The organism is Rhizobium sp. PP-F2F-G48 (genome assembly GCF_004342335.1).
GTDB lineage: Bacteria > Pseudomonadota > Alphaproteobacteria > Rhizobiales > Rhizobiaceae > Ferranicluibacter.
This window is the reverse complement of record NZ_SLVH01000001.1, coordinates 876,933-896,767: the sequence shown is the minus strand read 5'-3', so window position 1 is coordinate 896,767 and position 19,835 is coordinate 876,933. Positions and strand designations below refer to the sequence as shown.

Annotated in this window: 15 protein-coding genes and 1 pseudogene; 6 read left to right on the top strand and 10 right to left on the bottom strand. The window is 65.5% G+C overall.

Going from position 1 to position 19,835, the window contains the following annotated elements:
• Positions 1–91: 91 nt before the first annotated feature.
• The gene (rpsD, locus tag C8J36_RS04065) at positions 92–709 is read right to left on the bottom strand and encodes a 30S ribosomal protein S4 (protein WP_062592992.1); all 618 of its coding nucleotides are present in this window, start codon (positions 707–709) and stop codon (positions 92–94) included.
• Positions 710–972: 263 nt separating this feature from the next.
• Here rpsD and C8J36_RS04060 point away from each other — a divergent pair, with 263 nt between their 5' ends.
• Both C8J36_RS04060 and C8J36_RS04055 read left to right on the top strand, forming a co-directional pair.
• The gene (locus tag C8J36_RS04060; protein ID WP_132532796.1) at positions 973–1,212 is read left to right on the top strand and encodes a hypothetical protein; all 240 of its coding nucleotides are present in this window, start codon (positions 973–975) and stop codon (positions 1,210–1,212) included.
• Positions 1,166–1,501 (top strand): annotated as a pseudogene (locus tag C8J36_RS04055) (VapC toxin family PIN domain ribonuclease); the annotation flags it as partial. The gene C8J36_RS04060 and the pseudogene C8J36_RS04055, both read left to right, overlap by 47 nt.
• A gap of 98 nt (positions 1,502–1,599) precedes the next feature.
• Here the strand turns inward: C8J36_RS04055 and C8J36_RS04050 are convergent.
• The 5 genes from C8J36_RS04050 to C8J36_RS04030 form a co-directional block, all read right to left on the bottom strand.
• Positions 1,600–3,111, bottom strand: coding sequence for an ATP-binding protein (locus tag C8J36_RS04050; protein WP_132532794.1), 1,512 nt, complete (start codon positions 3,109–3,111; stop codon positions 1,600–1,602).
• A gap of 103 nt (positions 3,112–3,214) precedes the next feature.
• Positions 3,215–4,009: a glutamate racemase gene (gene murI / locus C8J36_RS04045; RefSeq protein ID WP_132532792.1), complete on the bottom strand. Its 795-nt coding sequence runs from the start codon at positions 4,007–4,009 to the stop codon at positions 3,215–3,217.
• A 1-nt stretch (position 4,010) separates the two neighbouring features.
• Positions 4,011–4,868: an RNA methyltransferase gene (locus tag C8J36_RS04040; RefSeq protein WP_132532790.1), complete on the bottom strand. Its 858-nt coding sequence runs from the start codon at positions 4,866–4,868 to the stop codon at positions 4,011–4,013.
• Between the two features lie 144 nt (positions 4,869–5,012).
• Entirely contained in the window at positions 5,013–5,561 is a 549-nt protein-coding gene (locus C8J36_RS04035) for a hypothetical protein (RefSeq protein ID WP_082476898.1), read from the bottom strand.
• Positions 5,558–7,687, bottom strand: a complete 2,130-nt coding sequence (locus tag C8J36_RS04030; protein ID WP_132532788.1) for an FUSC family protein — start codon at positions 7,685–7,687, stop codon at positions 5,558–5,560. Before C8J36_RS04030 ends, C8J36_RS04035 begins: the two co-directional genes overlap by 4 nt.
• A gap of 187 nt (positions 7,688–7,874) precedes the next feature.
• Between C8J36_RS04030 and C8J36_RS04025 the strand changes: the two genes are divergently transcribed.
• Together C8J36_RS04025 and C8J36_RS04020 are read left to right on the top strand one after the other, a co-directional pair.
• On the top strand, positions 7,875–9,089 hold the full coding sequence (locus C8J36_RS04025) for an NADP-dependent isocitrate dehydrogenase (RefSeq protein WP_132532786.1): 1,215 nt from the start codon (positions 7,875–7,877) through the stop codon (positions 9,087–9,089).
• A gap of 220 nt (positions 9,090–9,309) precedes the next feature.
• Positions 9,310–9,768 carry a GNAT family N-acetyltransferase gene (locus tag C8J36_RS04020; RefSeq protein ID WP_132532784.1) on the top strand — a complete coding sequence of 153 codons (459 nt, stop codon included), beginning with the start codon at positions 9,310–9,312 and terminating at the stop codon, positions 9,766–9,768.
• Between the two features lie 292 nt (positions 9,769–10,060).
• Here the strand turns inward: C8J36_RS04020 and alaS are convergent, their stop codons facing one another.
• Together alaS and recA are read right to left on the bottom strand one after the other, a co-directional pair.
• Positions 10,061–12,739 (bottom strand): alanine--tRNA ligase, encoded by a 2,679-nt coding sequence (gene alaS / locus C8J36_RS04015; protein WP_132532782.1) that lies wholly within the window; start codon positions 12,737–12,739, stop codon positions 10,061–10,063.
• A 407-nt stretch (positions 12,740–13,146) separates the two neighbouring features.
• Positions 13,147–14,238, bottom strand: a complete 1,092-nt coding sequence (gene recA, locus C8J36_RS04010) for a recombinase RecA (RefSeq protein ID WP_132532780.1) — start codon at positions 14,236–14,238, stop codon at positions 13,147–13,149.
• Between the two features lie 234 nt (positions 14,239–14,472).
• On the opposite strand from recA, the gene C8J36_RS04005 reads away from it, so the two are divergent.
• Positions 14,473–15,453, top strand: coding sequence for a carbohydrate kinase family protein (locus C8J36_RS04005; RefSeq protein ID WP_132532778.1), 981 nt, complete (start codon positions 14,473–14,475; stop codon positions 15,451–15,453).
• Positions 15,450–16,373 (top strand): pseudouridine-5'-phosphate glycosidase, encoded by a 924-nt coding sequence (locus C8J36_RS04000; RefSeq protein ID WP_132532776.1) that lies wholly within the window; start codon positions 15,450–15,452, stop codon positions 16,371–16,373. The genes C8J36_RS04005 and C8J36_RS04000 overlap by 4 nt, the downstream gene beginning before the upstream one ends.
• An 86-nt stretch (positions 16,374–16,459) precedes the next feature.
• Here C8J36_RS04000 and C8J36_RS03995 read toward each other — a convergent pair whose 3' ends face one another.
• Both C8J36_RS03995 and C8J36_RS03990 read right to left on the bottom strand, forming a co-directional pair.
• Positions 16,460–16,930: a hypothetical protein gene (locus tag C8J36_RS03995; protein WP_132532774.1), complete on the bottom strand. Its 471-nt coding sequence runs from the start codon at positions 16,928–16,930 to the stop codon at positions 16,460–16,462.
• A gap of 84 nt (positions 16,931–17,014) precedes the next feature.
• Positions 17,015–19,621, bottom strand: coding sequence for a response regulator (locus C8J36_RS03990; protein ID WP_132532772.1), 2,607 nt, complete (start codon positions 19,619–19,621; stop codon positions 17,015–17,017).
• Positions 19,622–19,835 lie beyond the last annotated feature (214 nt).

Below are 19,835 nucleotides of genomic sequence, written 5' to 3'. Positions count from 1 at the left end.
CGTCGTTGCATGACCGTTTCCGCATGAAAAAAGCCGCCCCGAATGGAGCGGCTTTTTCCCGAATGTGCAAGGCCGAAGCCTGGCCGAAAGCTTATCGCGAATAGAATTCGACGACGAGGTTCGGTTCCATGATGACGGCGTAAGGCACGTCGGCAAGGAACGGAATACGCGCGAAGGTCGCAACCATCTTGTTGTGATCGACTTCGACGTAGTCGGGAACGTCACGCTCGGCGAGGCCGACAGCTTCCAGAACGGACACGAGCTGCTTGGACCTTTCGCGAACTTCGATCACGTCGCCGACCTTGCAGCGATACGAACCGATGTTGACGCGAACGCCGTTGACCGTGACGTGGCCGTGGTTGACGAACTGACGGGCAGCAAAGACCGTGGGCACGAACTTGGCGCGGTACACGATCGCATCGAGACGCGATTCGAGCAGACCGATCAGGTTCTCCGAGGTGTCGCCCTTGCGGCGGTTGGCTTCGTCGTAGATCGCGCGGAACTGCTTCTCGCGGATATCGCCATAGTAGCCCTTGAGCTTCTGCTTGGCGCGCAGCTGGACACCGAAGTCCGAGAGCTTGGACTTGCGACGCTGGCCGTGCTGGCCGGGGCCGTATTCGCGGCGGTTCACCGGGGACTTCGGACGACCCCAGATGTTCTCGCCCATACGGCGATCGATTTTGTACTTGGACGATTCGCGCTTGCTCATCGCATTTCCTTTCAGAACGTTGCACCCGCCTGTTGCCAGACAGGATGAAGGAAACACGCCCTCCTCTGAACCGCTTGCGCCGTTCTGACAGGTATCTCACATTACGCTAACGGAGACGCCACGGGACATGTCAAATAAAACACCGGGCTTTGCGGCCCGGCGTTGTCGCGGTGTTTAGGGACAAGTCATGGAATTGTCAACATCAGAGTGCGTTGAGCGGGCAACGCTTTTCCTGTATATGAGAGACCATCAAAGGACGAACGATGCAGATTACCTTGAACATCGATGACGACGTGTTCGAGACCGCCAGAAAGGTTGCCGAACGCCAGAGCCGCCCGGTCGCCAGCGTGATCTCCGAAATGGCGCGTCTGGGTATGGCGAACGATAAAGCCGCTGCGTTGGAACATATCCGGCAGATTCAGGAAGAGATGGACGAGGAGGAGGTCCGCCGGGCCAGTGATTTTTCTGCTGGACGTCAACCTCCTGATCGCGCTGGCCGATGAGAAGCATGCCCATCATGACCTCGTGGAGGAGTGGTTCGCCACACAGGTCCTGGACGGCTGGGCGACATGCCCCATCACGGAAAACGGCCTGATCCGCATTCTTTCAAACGCCGCCTACAGCAACACAGTGCGCCACTGCGCCGCAGCGCAAGCCGCCCTTTCATCGCTCCGTTTGCGGGGAAACCATCAATTCTGGTCAGACGATATCAGCCTGACGGATCGCGCCATCTTCAATCTGAAGGGCCTGTCCTCCAAAGACAGCACCGACACCGATCTCCCCGGCCTCCCAGCATCGAAGGGCGGCACGCTGGCGACCTTCGACCGGCGCCTGTCGAGGCAGGCCGTCATCGGTGGCGCGGACGCTTTTCACCTTACCCCACCTGACCCCTACTCCGCAGCGCTCCGCTCATCCATGTCGAGCGCGGCATTCGGGTCGCCCGGCGCCGTCTCTGCGTTCAGATCGGGAAACGCGACGATCCGCCGGCCCGAGGCATCGCCATGCACGACGACCAGGCCCTGCTCCTCGAAATAGCCGAGCAGGCGGCGGGCCCGTCTGGCCGAATGCGTTCCATAGGCGCGCGCGATCATCAGGTCGGACGGGCACGCGAGTCCGCGCAAAGCCGCCTGCGCGACATTCAGGAACACGCCCTGCAGATCTTCCGTCACCTGCCGCGACAGGTCGAGCGCCGTCTTCCACGCCTCGGTCGAGGCGGTGTCGGCATCGACGCCGGAACGGCTGATCGCCATCTTGCGGCGGAAGGCGGAGAGGGACAGAGCCGCACCCGGCACCCGGCGTATGCGGCAGCGCACGAGAAAATCCTGGAAGAGCTCGGCATCGGCCCGAAAGGCCGCACCGGGATGATCGAGGATTTCGGCAAGGATCTGGTCGAGCAGCGCCTCCCGGTCGGCAGGCGGCATGTCCGGCTGCTGCGGCCGCACCTCGGCGGGTGCGACCGGGTCCGGGCGGGGACGCGAGAGTTCGGCGAGAATATCGGTCGCCGGCCGGGGTGCGGGCGCGGCGCGGCGCGTCAGCGGCCGGGTCAGTTCGTCCGGATCGGGCGTGAAGATCAGGTCTTCCACGTCCGCCAGCGCCTCCGGCAGCGGCGTCAGCATCGGGCTCGTGGACCGCGCCGAGGTCTCCACCGTGCCGATCGTCACCGGCAGCGGCCGACGCGACAAAGCCGGCCCGAGCGCCACGAACGAGCCGCGCTTCAGGTCACGGAACATCTCCGCCGTCCGCCGATCCATGCCAAGAAGGTCAGCGGCGCGCGCCATGTCGATATCGAGAAAGGTGCGTCCCATCAGGAAGTTGGAGGCTTCCGCCGCCACGTTCTTGGCAAGCTTTGCCAGCCGCTGGGTCGCAATCACGCCGGCGAGACCGCGCTTGCGGCCACGGCACATGAGGTTGGTCATGGCGCCGAGCGAGAGCTTGCGCACCTCCTCCGTCACGTCTCCGCCGACCGAGGGCGCAAAAAGCTGCGCCTCATCGACCACGACAAGGATCGGATACCAGAACTCGCGGTCGGCATCGAACAGCGCGTTGAGGAAAAGACCGGCCGTGCGCATCTGCTGCTCGATATCGAGCCCTTCGAGCGACAGCACGCAGGAGACGCGATGCTGGCGGATGCGCGAGGCGATGCCGACAAGCTCGGCTTCTGTCCGCTCGCCCTCGACGACGACATGGCCGAACCTGTCGGCCAGCGTCACGAAGTCGCCTTCGGGATCGATGATGCACTGCTGCACCCAGGGCGCGGACTGCTCGAGAAGACGGCGGAGCAGATGCGACTTGCCGGAGCCGGAATTGCCCTGCACCAGAAGGCGCGTCGCCAGCAGTTCCTCGATATCGAGCGGTACGGACTTGCCGTCCAGCGCCGTCCCCATGTCGATGCCGACCTTCATGAAACCCTCGTTCTCGTCTGGAATGCCGCGCCGCCACGCTGCCAGCCTTCAGGCCTATCAGATTTTCCCCCGCCCCGCGCCCTTCATCGGGCGCAACCCACAGCTAAAGCGGCGGCGACACCGTCAGCCCGAACCCCTGCATCAGGCGTCGGGAGGGAAAATCCGGCGTTCCCGATGTGAAGATCGCGGGATCGATGCCCGTCAGCGGCACGTCGCTTTCGGTGGCCGGCACCAGCCGGCGGGTCTGCCGGGCGATCGCCTCTGCCGGATCGAGCCAATCGACCGGCCAGGGCGCGAGCTTGCGGAAGAGGTTCGCCATGAAGGGATAATGCGTGCAGGCGAGCACGACGATATCGGTGCGGCGCCCGTCAACCTCCCGAAAACAGGGCGCGATTTCCGCCAGCACGGCCGCGTCGTCGAGCGTCTCGCCGCGGATATAGGCCTCCGCCATGGCTGCCAGGGGCTGCGACCCCACCAGCTGGACATCGCACTGTGCGGCAAATGACTGGATCAGGGCGCGCGTATAGGCGCGCTTCACCGTGCCGGGGGTGGCGAGCACGGAGACCATGCCGGATCGGGTCCGCTCCGCGGCCGGCTTGATCGCAGGAACGGTGCCGACGAAGCGCATCTGCGGAAAGGCCGCGCGCAGATCCGCGCCCACCAGCGTGAACGCCGTGTTGCAGGCGACGATGCAGACCTCCGGATCGTGCTCCGCCAAGAGGGTGCCGAACAGGCCGATGATGCGCGCCTTCAGCGCCGCCTCGTCCGTCCAGCCGCCATAGGGAAAGCCGGCATCGTCCGCGACATAGACGAAGTGCCGTTCCGGCATCAGCACGCGCGCCTCGCGCAGAACCGTCAGCCCGCCGATACCGCTGTCGAAGACGAGGACCGGCTTCATGTCAGGCGTCGCTCTCGTCTGGCGTCGTCGTTTCCGGCACGGCCGGCCGGCCGGCGCCGCTGCGTCCGTCGGCAGGCGCGCCCGCGCCGCGCGGCGTTTCCCGCGTAAACCGGTCGAGCGAGGAGATGACGCCGCGAATGACGCGGATTTCCGTGGCGCTGAAGCTCGGCCGCGTCAGCACGGCGCGCAGGTTGTCGACCAGCTTCGGACGCTTGGCGAGCGGCCGGAAGTAACCCCGCGCGTCGAGCGCCTCTTCCACATGGTCGAACAGCCCCTGCAGGTCCGTCTTCGTTGCCGGCTGCTGCGGCAGGGCCTGAAAGGATGTCTGCTCCTCCGACACCATGGACGTCTTCATCCACTCGTAGGACATCAGGAGAACGGCTTGCGCAAGATTGAGCGAGGCGAAGGCCGGATTGACCGGAAAGGTCACGATCTCGTCGGCCAGCGCGATCTCCTCATTGGTCAGGCCCGTGCGCTCGCGCCCGAAGAGGATGCCGGTCTTCTCGCCGCGGACGAAACGACCACGCAACGTCTCGGCCGCGACACCGGGCGCGCGCACCGGTTTGTAGCCGTAACGGTCGCGCGCCGTCGTCGCATAGACGAAATTGAGGTCGGCAACCGCCTCCTCCGTGGTCCCGTAGAGCTTGGCCTGGTTGATGACATGGTCGGCGCGGCTGGCGGCCGCCTGCGCCTTCTCGCTCGGCCAGCCGTCGCGCGGATTGACGAGGCGCAGCTCGGCCAGCCCGAAATTCGCCATCGCCCGCGCCACCATGCCGATGTTCTCGCCGAGCTGCGGATGAACCAGAATGATCGCCGGTCCTTCCGCCAGAAGCGGGCGCTCGCTGTTCGTGCCTGCCATATCGTCCTCATTCAAAGCTGTGCGGACTTGGCCAACGGTCAGACGGTCCACGGCCTTACCGCCGGCCGTCGGTGTCGCGTCGTCCCGCACCCGTCCAAGATCGCCGCTACGTCGCATAGATCGGCAGATTTTGAAAGACGCCGGCTACTGAGCGCCCTGCGCGGCGATGGCCACGAGTTCCGCCTTCAGCGACCCCTGCTCGCCGCCCCGCAGGATATCGTCGATCACGGGTTTTCCGTTTTCCTCGACGACGATGAAGTGCAGTTCGGCGGGCTTGCGCTCGCCTGGGTCCTCGAGGCAGGAAATATTGTCGAAGGTCACGGCGACATCGGCCCGGGCACCCTCAGGCGCCGCCGGCACGATCTTCACGTCCTTCAGCGAGCAGCTGTCCTGACCGCTTACGATCGGATCGTAGTCGAGCGGCGAATCGCCATCCTCGAAGGCCGGGAAACGCGTGGCATCCGTGTAGACGCGCGCGAAATCCTGGCTGTAGATCCGCTTCAGGCGCTCCTCGTCGAAATAATCCCGCGGCTCCCCGACCGGATTTTCCGACCAGCCGTTCTGGGCCTCCGTCATGATTTCCTTCACGGGCGCCGTGACATCGGCCGCCTGTGCCGCGGTGGCCGCCAAAGTCGTTGCCAGAGCGCCCGATCCGGCCATGGCAAGAAGGGTGAAGACAAGGGTTCGTTTCACGCAGGGCTCTCCTGATGCGTCCCCGGACCATCGCGCGGGGGTGTCTGTGGCGCGTCCCCCGCTTGCGGCGCCGGCTCCAGTCGCGAGAGTGTCCGCGCGATCATTTCCAGCCCGACGAGGGACGATTGCCGCGATAGGCGGAAATGACGGCGCTTGCGCGGCAGGGATGTGCGCCTGGTCAAAAATAAAGCGCCGCCCTTCGCCTCGATCCGATCGACGGCCGCAAGCGCCTCCGCAACGAGCGGGGCCATCCGCCCGGATCGAAGCCGATCGCCGCCCGTCTCCCCTTCCGGACCGCCTGCCGCGGCCAGCCCACCGGCAAAAGTTCGCGCCCAGTAGGTCGCCGCCATCAGGGTCATCAGCGTCTGGCGCACGACGCCCGGCCGGGTGACGAGCTGCCAGGAAGAGCCGAGCGGCCGCACGACCGAGGAGAGCTCCGCATAGGCCCGCTCCAGCGCCTGCGACCGGTGAATGAGATCGAAGCTGCTGCGCCCCTCGGCGGCGTCGGTGAGCAAACGCCGCAGCGCCGCACACCACCGCCCCAACGCCTCCCCCGCCAGCGCCTCCGTGCGCGCGGGAAAGACGAGGAACGCGACCACGAGCCCGGCAAAGGAGCCGATCATCGTTTCCTCCAGCCGCAGCACCAGCACATCCAAGGTCAGGCTGCCGATCAGGCTGTAGACCAGTGCCAGGACGATCGACACGAAGAAGGTCATGGCCGCGTAGGACACCGCCAGAAGATAGAAGGCGAGGAAGACGCAGAGAGCGGCCAGACTCAGAATGACCGGCGTCATCGTCTGCAGCAGGCTCGCCGCGACGAGGCCGACCGTGATGCCGAAGAAGGTTCCGACCGACCGCTGAACGGCGCGCATCGCCGTGTCTCCGCGCGAGCGCGTGTTGGTGAAGACGAGAAAGGCCGAAAGCACGGCCCAGAACCATCGCTCCCGCGACAGCATCAGCCCGAACACCATCGCGATTGCCGAGGCCAGCGTGATCTGGATCGCGCTCCGCACCGCGGGATTGGCGAGCGAGACGTCCGGCCACGTCGCCGCGCCGGCGTTCACAGGGCCCGGCTTTGCCGAGAGGGAAATGTCGGGTGCCGAGACAAGCTGCGACACCGCGACCGCAAGCCGCCGGCGCACCGCATCGAGCGACAGGCAGGCATCGACGGTCTCCTGCAGAGTGACGTCATCCGCCGCCGCGCGCATCGCTTTGCGGGCCAGCCGCTCGACCGTCTCCCGCGTGCCCCCGCGCAGTGCGGCAACGAGGCGCGCGGGCGGAACGGCCTGGCGGGAGAGAACCACGAGGCTTTCGGCGGCCACATGCAGTTCGAACAGGCAGACCGTGACCGCGCTGCGGCGGGGATCGTCCCGTTCCGCATCGTGTCGCCCGTCCGTTTCCGGCCGCGCCGGCACGAAGCTCTCGGCCATCAGCACCGCATCTTTCAGCCGCTCGACCTGCCCGTCCATTGGCCCCTCCATGCCTCGGGCCATCGTCCGCAGGTGGCGGTCTTCGATGCCGCCGGCGGTGGCCGAGATCTGCGAGAGAATGCGATCGACCCGCGTTTCCACCGCGGCCACGGCCCGGCCGAGATCGACCCGCCAGTCGTCGGCCAGAACGAAACGGCGGACGCCCTGCCCGACCAGAAGCGCCGTCAACGGCCCGATCGCCACCAGCGGCAGGTCGCCGAGCGCAGGCTTGAGATAGGCGCCGATGAAAAAGGACATGAAGGCGAACATGCCGAGCGCGAAACCGCGCGGCCCGAAGGCGCGCGCACAGGTCGCGACGAAGATCAGCACGAGGAAGACGAGATCCGAGACAGATCGCGTGCCCTCCAGAAGGGCCGCGAGCGCCACGACGCCGAGACAGACGCCGCAGCCGAGAAGCCGCGTCACGAACTGATCGCGCATCGTGGCGTCCTTGACCGAAAGGCCGCTCTGGATCGACAGCGTGATGGCCAGCGCGTAGGCCGCCTTGGGAAGCGGAAACCAGAGCATGTGCAGCGCCGCGAGAAGACCGACGGACAGGCAGACGCTCAGCGTCACCCGCAGGCCGGTTCGCAGCCGCGAAAATGCCGGGTCGTTGGCCAGCAGCCGGTCACGAAGGGAGGAGACGTCCACGGCCATGTGCACTCAACCCGATCCACTGTTTTCAAACGATAAGATTGCAAAACCCGCACATGTTTACCGTGCAGCCCCCTGCCTGAGGCCTTTGCCTTCGGCCTTGCCAATGCTATAGCGCCAGCTATCGTCCGTTCCGCAAACGGGGGCATTCACACACCGAGCCCCATTCCAAGCTACGAGGCACGCTTTTATGACCAAGATCAAGGTTGCCAATCCCGTCGTCGAACTCGACGGCGACGAGATGACCCGCATCATCTGGCAGTTCATCAAGGACAAGCTGATCCACCCCTATCTGGACATCGACCTCGAATACTACGATCTCGGGATGGAAAACCGCGATGCGACCGACGACAAGGTCACGATCGACGCTGCCAACGCCATCAAGAAGCACGGCGTCGGCGTCAAGTGCGCGACGATCACGCCGGACGAAGCCCGCGTCGAGGAATTCGGCCTGAAGACCATGTGGAAGTCGCCGAACGGCACGATCCGCAACATCCTGGGCGGCGTCATCTTCCGCGAGCCCATCATCTGCAAGAACGTGCCGCGCCTCGTGCCCGGCTGGACCAAGCCGATCATCGTCGGCCGCCACGCCTTCGGCGACCAGTATCGCGCAACCGATTTCAAGTTCCCCGGCAAGGGCAAGCTGACCATGAAGTTCGTCGGCGACGACGGCACGGTCATCGAGCGCGACGTCTATGACGCTCCGGCCGCCGGCGTGGCCATGGGCATGTACAACCTCGACGAATCGATCACCGATTTCGCCCGCGCATCGCTCAACTACGGCCTGCAGCGCGGCGTTCCGGTCTATCTCTCGACCAAGAACACCATCCTCAAGGTCTATGACGGCCGCTTCAAGGACATCTTCCAGCATGTCTTCGAAACGGAATTCGCAACGAAGTTCAAGGAAGCCAAGATCTGGTACGAACATCGCCTGATCGACGACATGGTCGCCTCGGCGCTGAAATGGTCGGGCGGCTATGTCTGGGCCTGCAAGAACTATGACGGCGACGTCCAGTCCGACATCGTGGCGCAGGGTTTTGGCTCGCTCGGCCTGATGACCTCGGTTCTAATGACGCCGGATGGCCAGACGGTGGAAGCCGAAGCCGCGCACGGCACGGTCACGCGCCACTACCGCCAGCACCAGAAGGGCGAGGAAACCTCGACCAATTCGATCGCCTCGATCTTCGCCTGGACACGCGGCCTCGCCCATCGCGCCAAGCTCGACGGCAATGCCGAGCTGACGAAGTTCGCCGACACGCTGGAGCGCGTCTGCATCGAGACCGTCGAAGACGGCTACATGACCAAGGACCTCGCGCTTCTCATCGGCCCCGACCAGCCCTGGCTCTCCACCACGGGCTTCCTCGACAAGATCGACGAGAACCTCGGCAAGGCCATGGCGGCCTGATACGGCCCCGATCGACGACCACGACATCGAACCCGGCTTCACCGCCGGGTTCTTTCGTTTCGGCCCCCCGGTATTTCCAGCGGACACGTCCGACAAGCGTCCGAAGCGGTTTTGCGGAAAAACGACGACGGGAGCGTTTTTGCGGTTCGAAGAAAAGCCGAAGCGTTTTAACATGCTCCGAAGCGCGCGACACCGCGCAGGACGCAAACGCGAGATCCCGATGACCGACACGACGAAGCCGACGATTCGCCCGCTCGCGCCACAGGACCGAGCCCAGTGGGAGCCGATGTGGCGCGCCTATCTCGCCTTTTACGAGACAAGCCTGCCGCCCACGCAATACGACCTCACATGGCAACGGCTCCAGGATGCGACCGAGCCGATGCATGCGCTCGGAGCCTTTGCCGCCGACGGTCGCCTGATCGGCCTCGCGCATGTGATCTTCCACCGGTCCTGCTGGCTGCCGGACTGGACGTGCTACCTCCAGGACCTCTTTGTCGATGCCGCCACCCGCGGCTCCGGCACGGGCGCCGCCCTCATCGAAGCCACCGCCGACCTCGCCCGCCAAAAACAGGCCGGCCGCCTCTACTGGCTGACCCAGGAAACCAACACCCCCGCCCGCCGCCTCTACGACCACATCGCCGCCGCCTCGGGCTTCGTGCAGTACCGGAAGCCTTTGTAAAGCGCGCGCTCAGAGGCGCAAAACGCCGCCCCGGATCGTGACGCCGCCCTGTTCGGACAATGCTGTGACGTGGGGCAGGAACGTCTGAAAGGTCGCGCGGTACCTTTAAGACCGATCGAGAACGATCTGTCGGCTTTACTGAAGCCTTCGCTGTCGCACTCGGAAAAAGCGTCCGGAGACGCGGCCTCCGTCTTGAGCACTCGTTTCAGACAAGAGGCTCGCTCAAGGCAGGGCCACCGAGAGGCCGAGATTATAGAGGGCGCAGGAACAGCGCCCCCTTGTGCCTCCTCGATCAGGCCGCCGCCGCGATATCCGCAATGGCTTGCGCGACGGCTTCGATGGCGTCTGCGGCGAGCGTGCCGTCGGGGCCGCCGGCCTGGGCCATGTCGGGACGGCCGCCGCCGCCCTTGCCGCCGAGGGCGGCCGCGGCGATGCGGACGAGATCGACGGCGCTGTGGGCCTTGACGAGATCTTCCGTGACGCCGATGACCGCGCTGGCCTTGCCGTCGTCGGCCACGCCGATGAAGGCGACGATGCCCGAGCCGAGGCTCTTCTTGCCGTCGTCGGCCAGGCCCTTCAGATCCTTCGGATCGACGCCGGTGACGACCTTGCCGAGGAACTTGATGCCGCCGATCTCGCGTACGGCATCGGCGGAGCCCGAGGCGCCGCCGCCACCGAGCGCAAGCTTGCGCCGCGCGTCGGCCAGTTCCCGCTCGAGCTTGCGTCGCTCGTCCATCAGGCTTTCGACCCGGCCGATGACGTCGCCGGGCTGAACCTTGAGCGTGGAGGCCAGCGTCTTGACGCGTTCGTCCTGCTCGGAGAGATAGCCGAGCGCCGAGACGCCGGTCAGCGCCTCGATGCGGCGCACGCCGGAGCCGACCGCACTCTCGCCGAGGATCCGCACGAGCCCGATTTCGCCGGTCGCGCCCACATGCGTGCCGCCGCAGAGCTCGACCGAATAGGGCCGGCCGGCCTTGCCGCCGCGCACGCCCTGCCCCATCGACACCACGCGCACCTCGTCGCCATATTTTTCGCCGAACAGCGCCATCGCACCCTCGGCGATCGCGTCATCGACGCTCATCAGCCGGGTCGTGACAGCCGTATTCTGGACGATGATCTCGTTGGCCATATCCTCGACGATCTTCAACTCCTCGGCCGTCATGGGCTTGGGGTGCGATACGTCGAAGCGCAGGCGCTCGGGCGCGACCAGCGAGCCCTTCTGCGCGACATGGGTGCCGAGCACCTCGCGCAGCGCCTCGTGCAGCAGATGCGTCGCCGAGTGATTGGCGCGAAGCCGCCCGCGGCGGGTGTGATCGACGGTCAACGCGACCGCGTCGCCGGCCCTGATCGTGCCCTCGTCCACCGTCGCGGTATGGACGAAGACGCCCTCGCCGCGCTTCTGCGTGTCGGTCACGCTGAGACGTGCCCCATCGGCGGTGATGACGCCGGTATCGCCCATCTGGCCACCGGATTCGCCATAGAACGGCGTCTGGTTGACGACGATCTGAACGCTTTCTCCGGCAGACGCGGTCTCGATCAGCGCCCCGCCCCGCACCAGCGCCTGCACGACGCCTTCGGCCGTCTCGGTGTCGTAACCCAGAAATTCGGTCGCGCCGAACCGATCCTTGAGTTCGTACCAGATCGTCTCGGTCGCGGTATCGCCGGATCCCGACCAGCTGGCCCGCGCCTCGGCCTTCTGCCGCTGCATCGCATCGGTGAAGCCGGTGAGATCGACGCCGATGCCGCGGCCGCGCAGCGCGTCCTGGGTCAGGTCGAGCGGGAAGCCATAGGTGTCGTAGAGCTTGAACGCGGTTTCCCCGTCGAGCGTGTCGCCCTTGTCGAGCGTCGCCGTCGCATCGGCGAGCAGCCCGAGGCCGCGATCGAGCGTCTTGCGGAAACGGGTTTCCTCGAGCTTCAGCGTCTCCGAGATCAGCGATTCCGCGCGCACCAGTTCCGGATAGGCGCGACCCATCTCGCCGACCAGCGCCGGCAGCAGCTTCCACATCAGCGGCTCGCGCGCGCCGAGAAGCTCGGCATGACGCATGGCGCGGCGCATGATGCGGCGGAGCACATAGCCACGCCCCTCGTTCGAGGGCAGCACGCCATCGGCGATCAGGAAGGCGGAGGAGCGCAGATGATCGGCGATGACCCGGTGGCTGGCGCGCCGGTCGCCCTCGGCCTTGACGCCGGTCGCTTCCTCGGAGGCCGAGATCAGCGCGCGGAACAGGTCGATGTCGTAATTGTCGTGCTTGCCCTGCAGCAGCGCCGCGACGCGCTCCAGCCCCATGCCGGTGTCGATCGAGGGCCGCGGCAGATCGAGACGCTCCTCCTTCGTCACCTGCTCGTACTGCATGAAGACGAGGTTCCAGATCTCGATGAAGCGGTCGCCATCCTCGTCCGGCGAGCCCGGAGGTCCGCCCCAGATATGGTCGCCATGGTCGTAGAAGATTTCCGAGCAGGGGCCGCACGGGCCGGTATCGCCCATGGCCCAGAAATTGTCGCTGGTCGGGATGCGGATGATCCGGTCTTCGGAAAGGCCGGCGATCTTCTTCCAGAGCCCGAAGGCCTCGTCGTCGGTGTGATAGACCGTCACCAGCAGGCGCTTGGCATCGATGCCGAACTCCTTGGTGATCAGGTTCCAGGCAAGCTCGATCGCGCGTTCCTTGAAATAATCGCCGAACGAGAAATTGCCGAGCATTTCGAAAAACGTGTGGTGGCGCGCGGTATAGCCGACATTGTCGAGATCGTTATGCTTGCCGCCGGCGCGCACGCATTTCTGCGCGGTGGTCGCCGTGGAATAGGGGCGCTGCTCCAGACCCGTGAACACGTTCTTGAACTGCACCATGCCGGCATTGGTGAACATCAGCGTCGGATCGTTGCGCGGAACGAGCGGGCTCGACGGCACGACGGTGTGGCCGTTCGTCTTGAAATAGTCGAGGAAAGTCGACCGGATCTCGTTTACGCCGCTCATGTCTGGTCCTTCGTCCCTGCGCACCCAGGCAGCTGTTGACGAGCGGCTCCGGGCGATATCGATGGTTCACGTCTCCGCAAGGCAACCTCCATCGAAACAGGGCGCTTGCGCGAACCCGAGGCTTTTATCGCTCGCGCAAATGCCTGTCCAGCCGCATGTCCCGCAACGTTCCGATCCCGCGGACAATCTCCCGCTTTTTGCAGAGCGCCCCGCCGCAAAACCGCCTCCACCGTGCGAAGCGCCTCCACCATGCGATGCGCCTCCATCATGCGATGAGAATATCGCAGACAGCAAAACGGCCGCTCCGGATGGAAGCGGCCGAATAAGATCCCGACGATCGGCCGAAACCGTCACGAGAGGACATCGGAGAGGCTTGCCGATCGAACCGGCGCCTCCCCCAAGACGTTCTAGCCGAGCGCGGCGTCGTCGCCATCGCTGTCCGGCTCCGGACCGCCATCTTCCAGAAACTTTTCGGCGATCAGGCCTGCGTTCTGGCGCAGCGACTGCTCGATCTCGCGCGCCGTTTCCGGATTGTCGCGGAGATAGGCCTTGGCGTTTTCACGACCCTGCCCGAGGCGCTGGCTGTTATAGGAGAACCAGGCGCCCGACTTCTCGACGATTCCCGCCTTGACGCCGAGATCGACCAGCTCGCCGGTCTTGGAGACCCCTTCGCCATACATGATGTCGAATTCGACCTGCTTGAAGGGCGGCGCCATCTTGTTCTTGACGACCTTGACCTTGGTCTGGTTGCCGATGACCTCGTCCCGCTCCTTGACCGCGCCGATGCGGCGGATGTCGAGACGGACGGAGGCATAGAATTTCAGCGCGTTGCCGCCCGTCGTCGTCTCGGGCGAGCCGAACATGACGCCGATCTTCATGCGGATCTGGTTGATGAAGATCACCATGCACTTCGACTTGGAGATCGACGCCGTCAGCTTGCGCAGCGCCTGGCTCATCAGGCGCGCCTGCAGGCCGGGAAGGCTGTCGCCCATCTCGCCTTCGATTTCCGCCCGCGGCGTCAGCGCCGCGACCGAGTCGATGACGAGCACGTCGATCGCGCCGGACCGCACCAGCGTATCGGTGATCTCGAGCGCCTGCTCGCCGGTATCCGGCTGCGAGATCAACAGGTTTTCAAGATCGACGCCGAGCTTGCGGGCATAGACCGGATCGAGCGCATGTTCCGCATCCACGAAGGCGCATATGCCGCCCGTCTTCTGTGCCTCGGCAATGGTCTGCAGCGCCATCGTCGTCTTGCCCGAGCTTTCCGGGCCGTAGATCTCGATGATGCGCCCCTTGGGCAGGCCGCCGATGCCGAGCGCGATATCCAGGCCGAGAGACCCCGTCGAAACGGTCTCGATCTCGACGATGCTGTCTTTTCCACCGAGCTTCATGATCGATCCCTTGCCGAACGACCGTTCGATCTGGGAGAGTGCTGCTTCCAGCGCCTTGCTTTTGTCCACCGATTTGTCCTCTACGAGCCGCAAAGAGTTCTGAGCCATTTCATCCACCTTTAGGTTATCGGGTCAATCGAGGCAATGAACCCGCCGCTGTCCTGTATGTACCCTTTTTGTTCTCATTCCGCAAGAGGCCTTCAACACATTGACGCAACAATCGAATTCGATCCTTGTTCTCCGGATGTTCTCAACCCTCCATGTCCTTGATGCAGAAACATGTTCCGCGACCGTCCGCCTTGCGAATCGGTTCCCGGGCGGCCTGAAACGGGGAGAAACAAAATGAAGACCGTGGTCGTTTTCGGCGGCGCGCATATCGATCGTCGCGGCCGCATCGCCACGGCGACGACGCTGGGCGCCAGCCATCCCGGACACTGGTTCGAGGAAGCGGGCGGCGGCGGCTTCAATGCCGCCCGGGGCCTGGCACGGCTCGGCCTGTCCGTCAGCATGGTCGCGCCGCGCGGCGGCGATGCGGAAGGAGAAACGGTCGCGCGGGCGGCGGAGGACGCCGGTGTCGTCGATCGGTCTTTCACCTTCCTCGACCGGCGCACGCCGAGCTACACCGCAATCCTCGAGGCCGACGGAAACCTGGTCGTCGCCCTCGCCGACATGGACCTCTACACGCTGTTTTCGCCCCGCCGGCTGCGCCAGAGGGCGCTGCGGGATCTGGTGGAGGCCGCGCATCTCGTGCTCGTGGATGCGAACCTGCCGGCGGAGACGCTGCAGGCGGCCTTGCGGATGGCGAAGGCGGCCGGCGCGTCCACGGCGGCCATCGCCATCTCCCCGGCGAAGGTCGGCCGGCTCAGGCCGGCCTTTCCGCACCTCGATTGTCTGTTTCTGAACGAGGCCGAGGCGGCGGCGATCGGCGGTGAGAAGAGCGTGACGGCCGAGGGCTGGCCGGCGATCCTGCGCGCGGCCGGCATTGCCGGCGGCGTGGTCACGCGCGGCGGACGCGCGGCCGTCGCCTTTGCGGGGACGACGATCGCCACCGTGCGCCCACCCGAGATCGATGCCCTCGGGGACGTCACCGGCGCCGGAGATGCGCTCGCAGCGGGCTTTCTCGACGCCTGGATGCAAGGTGCGGATCTCGGCGCCTGCCTGCGGGCGGGCGTTGCCGCCGCCGCCATCACGGTTCGCTCGCCGCTGGCGGTCGCCGACGATCTCTCGCCGGAGCGGCTGGCGCAGCAATTGCGCCTTGTGTCTCCGGCCGAAATCCTGTTTTCACAGGCCCATCATCGCAGTGCCGAAAAGGACGCCCCATGACACGCCCCATCTCGCACGATCTCCCGATCGCCTATTCCGCCGAGGTCGCCGCCGCCAAGGCCCGCGGCTCGGCCATCGTCGCGCTGGAATCGACCATCATCACCCATGGCATGCCCTATCCCGGCAATCTCGACATGGCCCGCAGCGTCGAGGCGATCATCCGCGACCAGGGCGCCGTTCCCGCCACCATCGCCGTCATCGACGGCACGCTGCATATCGGGCTCGATGCCGAGCGGCTGGAGGCGCTGGCCCAGACACGCGGGGCCATGAAAGTCTCGCGCGCCGACCTCGCCTTCGCCATCGCCGAGCGCCGCACCGGCGCGACGACGGTGGCCGCCACCATGATCGCCGCGGCGCGCGCCGGTATCCGCGTCTTTGCGACCGGCGGTATCGGCGGCGTGCATCGCAAGGCGGAGGAAACCTTCGACATCTCGGCCGACCTCGAAGAGCTCGCCCGCACCGGCGTCATCGTTGTCTGCGCCGGCGCCAAAGCCATCCTCGACGTCCCGAAGACGCTCGAAGTGCTGGAGACCCGCGGCGTGCCCGTGGTCACCTATGACAGCGAGATCTTTCCGGCCTTCTGGTCGCGCGACTCGGGGCTGAAGAGCCCGCTGATGCTGAACAGCCCGGCCGCGATCGCCAATTTCCAGCGGATGCGCGACCGGCTCGGCATCGACGGCGGCATGCTGATCGCCAATCCGGTGCCGGAAGACAGCGAGATCCCGCGTGACGAGATGGAGATCTATATCGCCCGCGCGCTGGACAATGCCGATCGCGACAAGATAATCGGCAAGGCCGTGACGCCCTATCTCCTGCAGAGCATCTTCGAGCTGACGGATGGCCGGAGCCTCGAAACCAATATCGCCCTGGTCGAAAACAATGCCCGCCTCGCCGCGGAAATCGCCGTCGCGATGATGTGAACGGGCGCTGTGCGTGCAGGCCGGGCGGCGCCATAGGCCGTTCGGCCGGCACCACATGATTTGGTGCAGCCCTCACCTCTCGGCCCTCACCTTTCGGCGGCGTCGAACAGTCCGGAGAGGCTCCAGGGCGTATCCCCCTGCTGATTGGCGATATCGTCCACCGTCCAGCCGCCATGCTCCTTCACCAGCGTATAATAGAGCGTCACCGGCCCGCCGTTTTCGAACCGCACCTCCAGCTCGGCTCTGTCGCCGAGGACGATCGGCGGACTGATCGTCAGATGACGCGCGCGGCCGTCATTGCCGGAGATGACGGGATCGAAGTCGATCGCGCCGACCTCGCCATCCGGTGTGCGGTCGCGGTCCGCCTGGAAGCGGGCGTTGAGCGCATCCGAAAAGAACGGCGTGTAGGGCGAAGGCGCCTCGGCGTCCGTCTCGTCCGGGTCGTAGCGGTAGAGTGCCTTGATCAGCGCTTCGGGCGTCGGATAGGGCGCCGCAAAGCTCGGCACGGCCGACATCAGCGTCAGGAGCACGCCGAGGAAAAGCAGGACGAGACGCATCGACTTCTCCCGATCATCGCCGGCCACCCTTGACCGACGTCGCATCATTCCCGAGACCGCATTGCGAGAAGCCTTGCGGCCCGATCAGCTGTCCAGCATTTCGCGGACGGCCACGGCCAGTTGCTTCAGCGAGAACGGTTTCGGCAGGAAGCCGAATTTCGCATCCGCCGGCAGGTTCCGCGCAAAGGCATCCTCGGCATAGCCGGACACGAAGATGAACTTGAGATCGGGATAAGTCTTGCGCAGCTCGCGCAGCAGCGACGGCCCGTCCATTTCGGGCATGACGACGTCGGAGACGACGATGTCGACCATGCCGTTCAGCTCTTCCATCACCTCAAGCGCCTCGACGCCGGACCCCGCCTCGTAGACCTTGTATCCCCGCGTTTCGAGCATGCGCTTGCCGCCGCGGCGCACCGCCTCCTCGTCCTCGACGAGCAGAACGATGGCGCTGTCGCCGGTGAGGTCCGTCGGCTCCTCGGCCTTTGCCGGCGTCGAGGTGGCGAGCGTCAGAGGCTGGTCGAGCGCAACCGGCGCGCCGGAGGCAGGCAGCACCTCCTCGATGAAGCGCGGCAGCAGGATACGGAACGTCGTGCCCTTGCCGACCTCGGACTCGGGATAGATGAAACCGCCCGATTGCTTGACGATGCCGTAGACCATGGAAAGGCCGAGGCCCGTGCCCTTGCCGACCTCCTTGGTGGTGAAGAACGGCTCGAAGATCTTGTCGACGATTTCGGGGGCGATGCCGGTTCCCTCGTCACTGACCTCGACGATCACGAAATCCTCCGCCGGAAGCTCGCGCCGGTTCAAGGCCGCCGCCTCCTCCGCCGGTAGATTGCGCGTGCGGATCGTGATCACGCCACCCTTGGGCATGGCATCGCGGGCGTTGACGGCCAGGTTGATCAGCACCTGCTCGAACTGGCCGAGATCGGTGCGGACCGGCCAGAGATCGCGGCCATACTCGACCTCGAGCTTCACATGCGTGCCCGTCATGCGATCGACCAGCATGCGCAGATCGCCGATGACGTCGGTCATGTTGAGGACGGTCGGGCGCATGGTCTGCTTGCGCGAGAAAGCCAGCAGCTGGCGCACCAGCACCGCGGCGCGGTTGGCGTTCCGCTTGATCTCCATCAGGTCGGCAAAGCTGGCGTCGGAGGGACGCGCCGACAGAAGAAGGTGATCGGAGGATAGCAGGATGGCGGTAAGCACGTTGTTGAAGTCGTGCGCGATGCCGCCGGCCAGCGTCCCCACCGCGTTCATCTTCTGCGTCTGCGCCATCTGTGTTTCGAGCGCCTTCTGCTCGGTGATCTCCACCGCATAGACGATGGCCGCCTCTTCGGGCGCCTGCTCGCTCTGGTCGATCACGGCATTGACGTAGAAGCGGAAGAACCGCTGCTCGTCGGTCGGATGCGGCAGGTCGAGGGGCGCGATATCGCTCTGCCGGTCCTTGGCTGCGGCCAGCGCTTCCTGCAGGCGGCCGCGCTCCGAGGTGCGCGCCACGCTCTCCAGCAGCGCGCCGCGCTCCATGTCGTCCTGCGACACCACGCCCGAGAAGAGTTTTAGGAATGGCGCGTTGGTGCGCAGGATCCGTCCGTTGCCGTCGACGGAGGCGATCGCCATCGGCGTATTGTTGAAGAAGCGCGTGAAGCGGATGGCCGCGAGCGAGGCGGAGGGATCGGCTTCCTCGTCCACCGTGCGGGCCAGCACGATCGTCCGGCTTTCGCCCGGCGCGCCGTCGCGGGCCGACGAGACGCGGTGCACCATGCGCACGGCAAAACTCTGCCCGTTGGCGCGGCGAAGGTCGAGATCGAGGGTCTTCGTCTTGCGAAGGCCGGGATCCGCCTGCACCGACTGCACCAGCGCCAGGCCCTCGCCGGCCACGAGATCCGCGATCGTCATGGAGCCGGGCTGGAATTTCGTGAGGTCGAGGCCCAGCCAGTCGGCCAGCGTCGCATTGATATAGAAGATCTCGCCCTTCTTGCCGGCGGAGAAGAATCCGGCCGGCGCATGGTCGAGATAGTCGATCGCGTTCTGAAGCTCCTTGAAGAAACGCTCCTGATCGTCGCGATCGGCCGTAATGTCGGAAATCTGCCAGATGAAGAGCGGGTTGCGGTCGGCATCCTCCAGCGGCAGCACCCGCGCCTTCAGGCGGAACCAGTGAGCGCCCGAGCCTGCCGACCCGCCGGCCGCGCGCAGCGGCTTCATCAGCCGGAATTCCTCATGGCCGGCCTTGCCTTCGCGCAGGCCGTTGGTCAGCCGGTAGATCGCCTCCGTCGCCTCCCGATCGCGCGAGAGGATCGTCTCCAGCGACTGCACGTCGGTCGCCTTGTCGGTGCCGGTCAGCGCGCCATAGGCAGCATTGGCATAGACGATCCGCCCCTTGCGGTCGGTGATCAGCGTGCCCTCGGGGTGTCCGTCCAGAAAGGCGCGCGCCAGCTCGTCCGGGCGCGACTGCGGCATGACCTCGATGAAGCCGATGACGGCCGACACCAGGAAGAAGATCCCGACCATCGCGAGGATGCCGAGAATGCCGAGGACGACCTCGTTGCCGAGCTGGTTCTTGAAGATCACGAAGGCCGCGGCCGAGGCGATCAGCACGATCGCCAGAAGCACGATGCGCAGCACGGTTCCCGGACGCGTTCCCCGATCGACGATCGGCATGCGATACTCGTCTGCCTGTCGCAGTTTCGTCATCAGGGTCCTCTTTGCCCCGCCGCTTGAAGTGGCCCGGCCCATGGAAGGTCCGCGCACGCGACGTCCGTGGTCGATTCTCTTTATCAGCCGGCGCCTGTCTGACAAAGCGTTCTCAGGCGCTCACCCGAGCAATCTGAGCCGAATTCACAAGGAATCACGGGATCGTAGCCGAACCCGGCACATTCCGGGCGCCGGCCTCGCCTCCCCCCTCGCA

What these genes read in the sequence shown, in the direction of transcription:
- rpsD (WP_062592992.1), bottom strand. Translation starts at nt 709, where the DNA reads ATGAGCAAGCGCGAATCGTCCAAGTACAAAATCGATCGCCGTATGGGC.
- C8J36_RS04060 (WP_132532796.1), top strand. Translation starts at nt 973, where the DNA reads ATGCAGATTACCTTGAACATCGATGACGACGTGTTCGAGACCGCCAGA.
- C8J36_RS04050 (WP_132532794.1), bottom strand. Translation starts at nt 3,111, where the DNA reads ATGAAGGTCGGCATCGACATGGGGACGGCGCTGGACGGCAAGTCCGTA.
- murI (WP_132532792.1), bottom strand. Translation starts at nt 4,009, where the DNA reads ATGAAGCCGGTCCTCGTCTTCGACAGCGGTATCGGCGGGCTGACGGTT.
- C8J36_RS04040 (WP_132532790.1), bottom strand. Translation starts at nt 4,868, where the DNA reads ATGGCAGGCACGAACAGCGAGCGCCCGCTTCTGGCGGAAGGACCGGCG.
- C8J36_RS04030 (WP_132532788.1), bottom strand. Translation starts at nt 7,687, where the DNA reads ATGGCCGTGGACGTCTCCTCCCTTCGTGACCGGCTGCTGGCCAACGAC.
- C8J36_RS04025 (WP_132532786.1), top strand. Translation starts at nt 7,875, where the DNA reads ATGACCAAGATCAAGGTTGCCAATCCCGTCGTCGAACTCGACGGCGAC.
- C8J36_RS04020 (WP_132532784.1), top strand. Translation starts at nt 9,310, where the DNA reads ATGACCGACACGACGAAGCCGACGATTCGCCCGCTCGCGCCACAGGAC.
- alaS (WP_132532782.1), bottom strand. Translation starts at nt 12,739, where the DNA reads ATGAGCGGCGTAAACGAGATCCGGTCGACTTTCCTCGACTATTTCAAG.
- recA (WP_132532780.1), bottom strand. Translation starts at nt 14,238, where the DNA reads ATGGCTCAGAACTCTTTGCGGCTCGTAGAGGACAAATCGGTGGACAAA.
- C8J36_RS04005 (WP_132532778.1), top strand. Translation starts at nt 14,473, where the DNA reads ATGAAGACCGTGGTCGTTTTCGGCGGCGCGCATATCGATCGTCGCGGC.
- C8J36_RS04000 (WP_132532776.1), top strand. Translation starts at nt 15,450, where the DNA reads ATGACACGCCCCATCTCGCACGATCTCCCGATCGCCTATTCCGCCGAG.
- C8J36_RS03995 (WP_132532774.1), bottom strand. Translation starts at nt 16,930, where the DNA reads ATGCGTCTCGTCCTGCTTTTCCTCGGCGTGCTCCTGACGCTGATGTCG.
- C8J36_RS03990 (WP_132532772.1), bottom strand. Translation starts at nt 19,621, where the DNA reads ATGACGAAACTGCGACAGGCAGACGAGTATCGCATGCCGATCGTCGAT.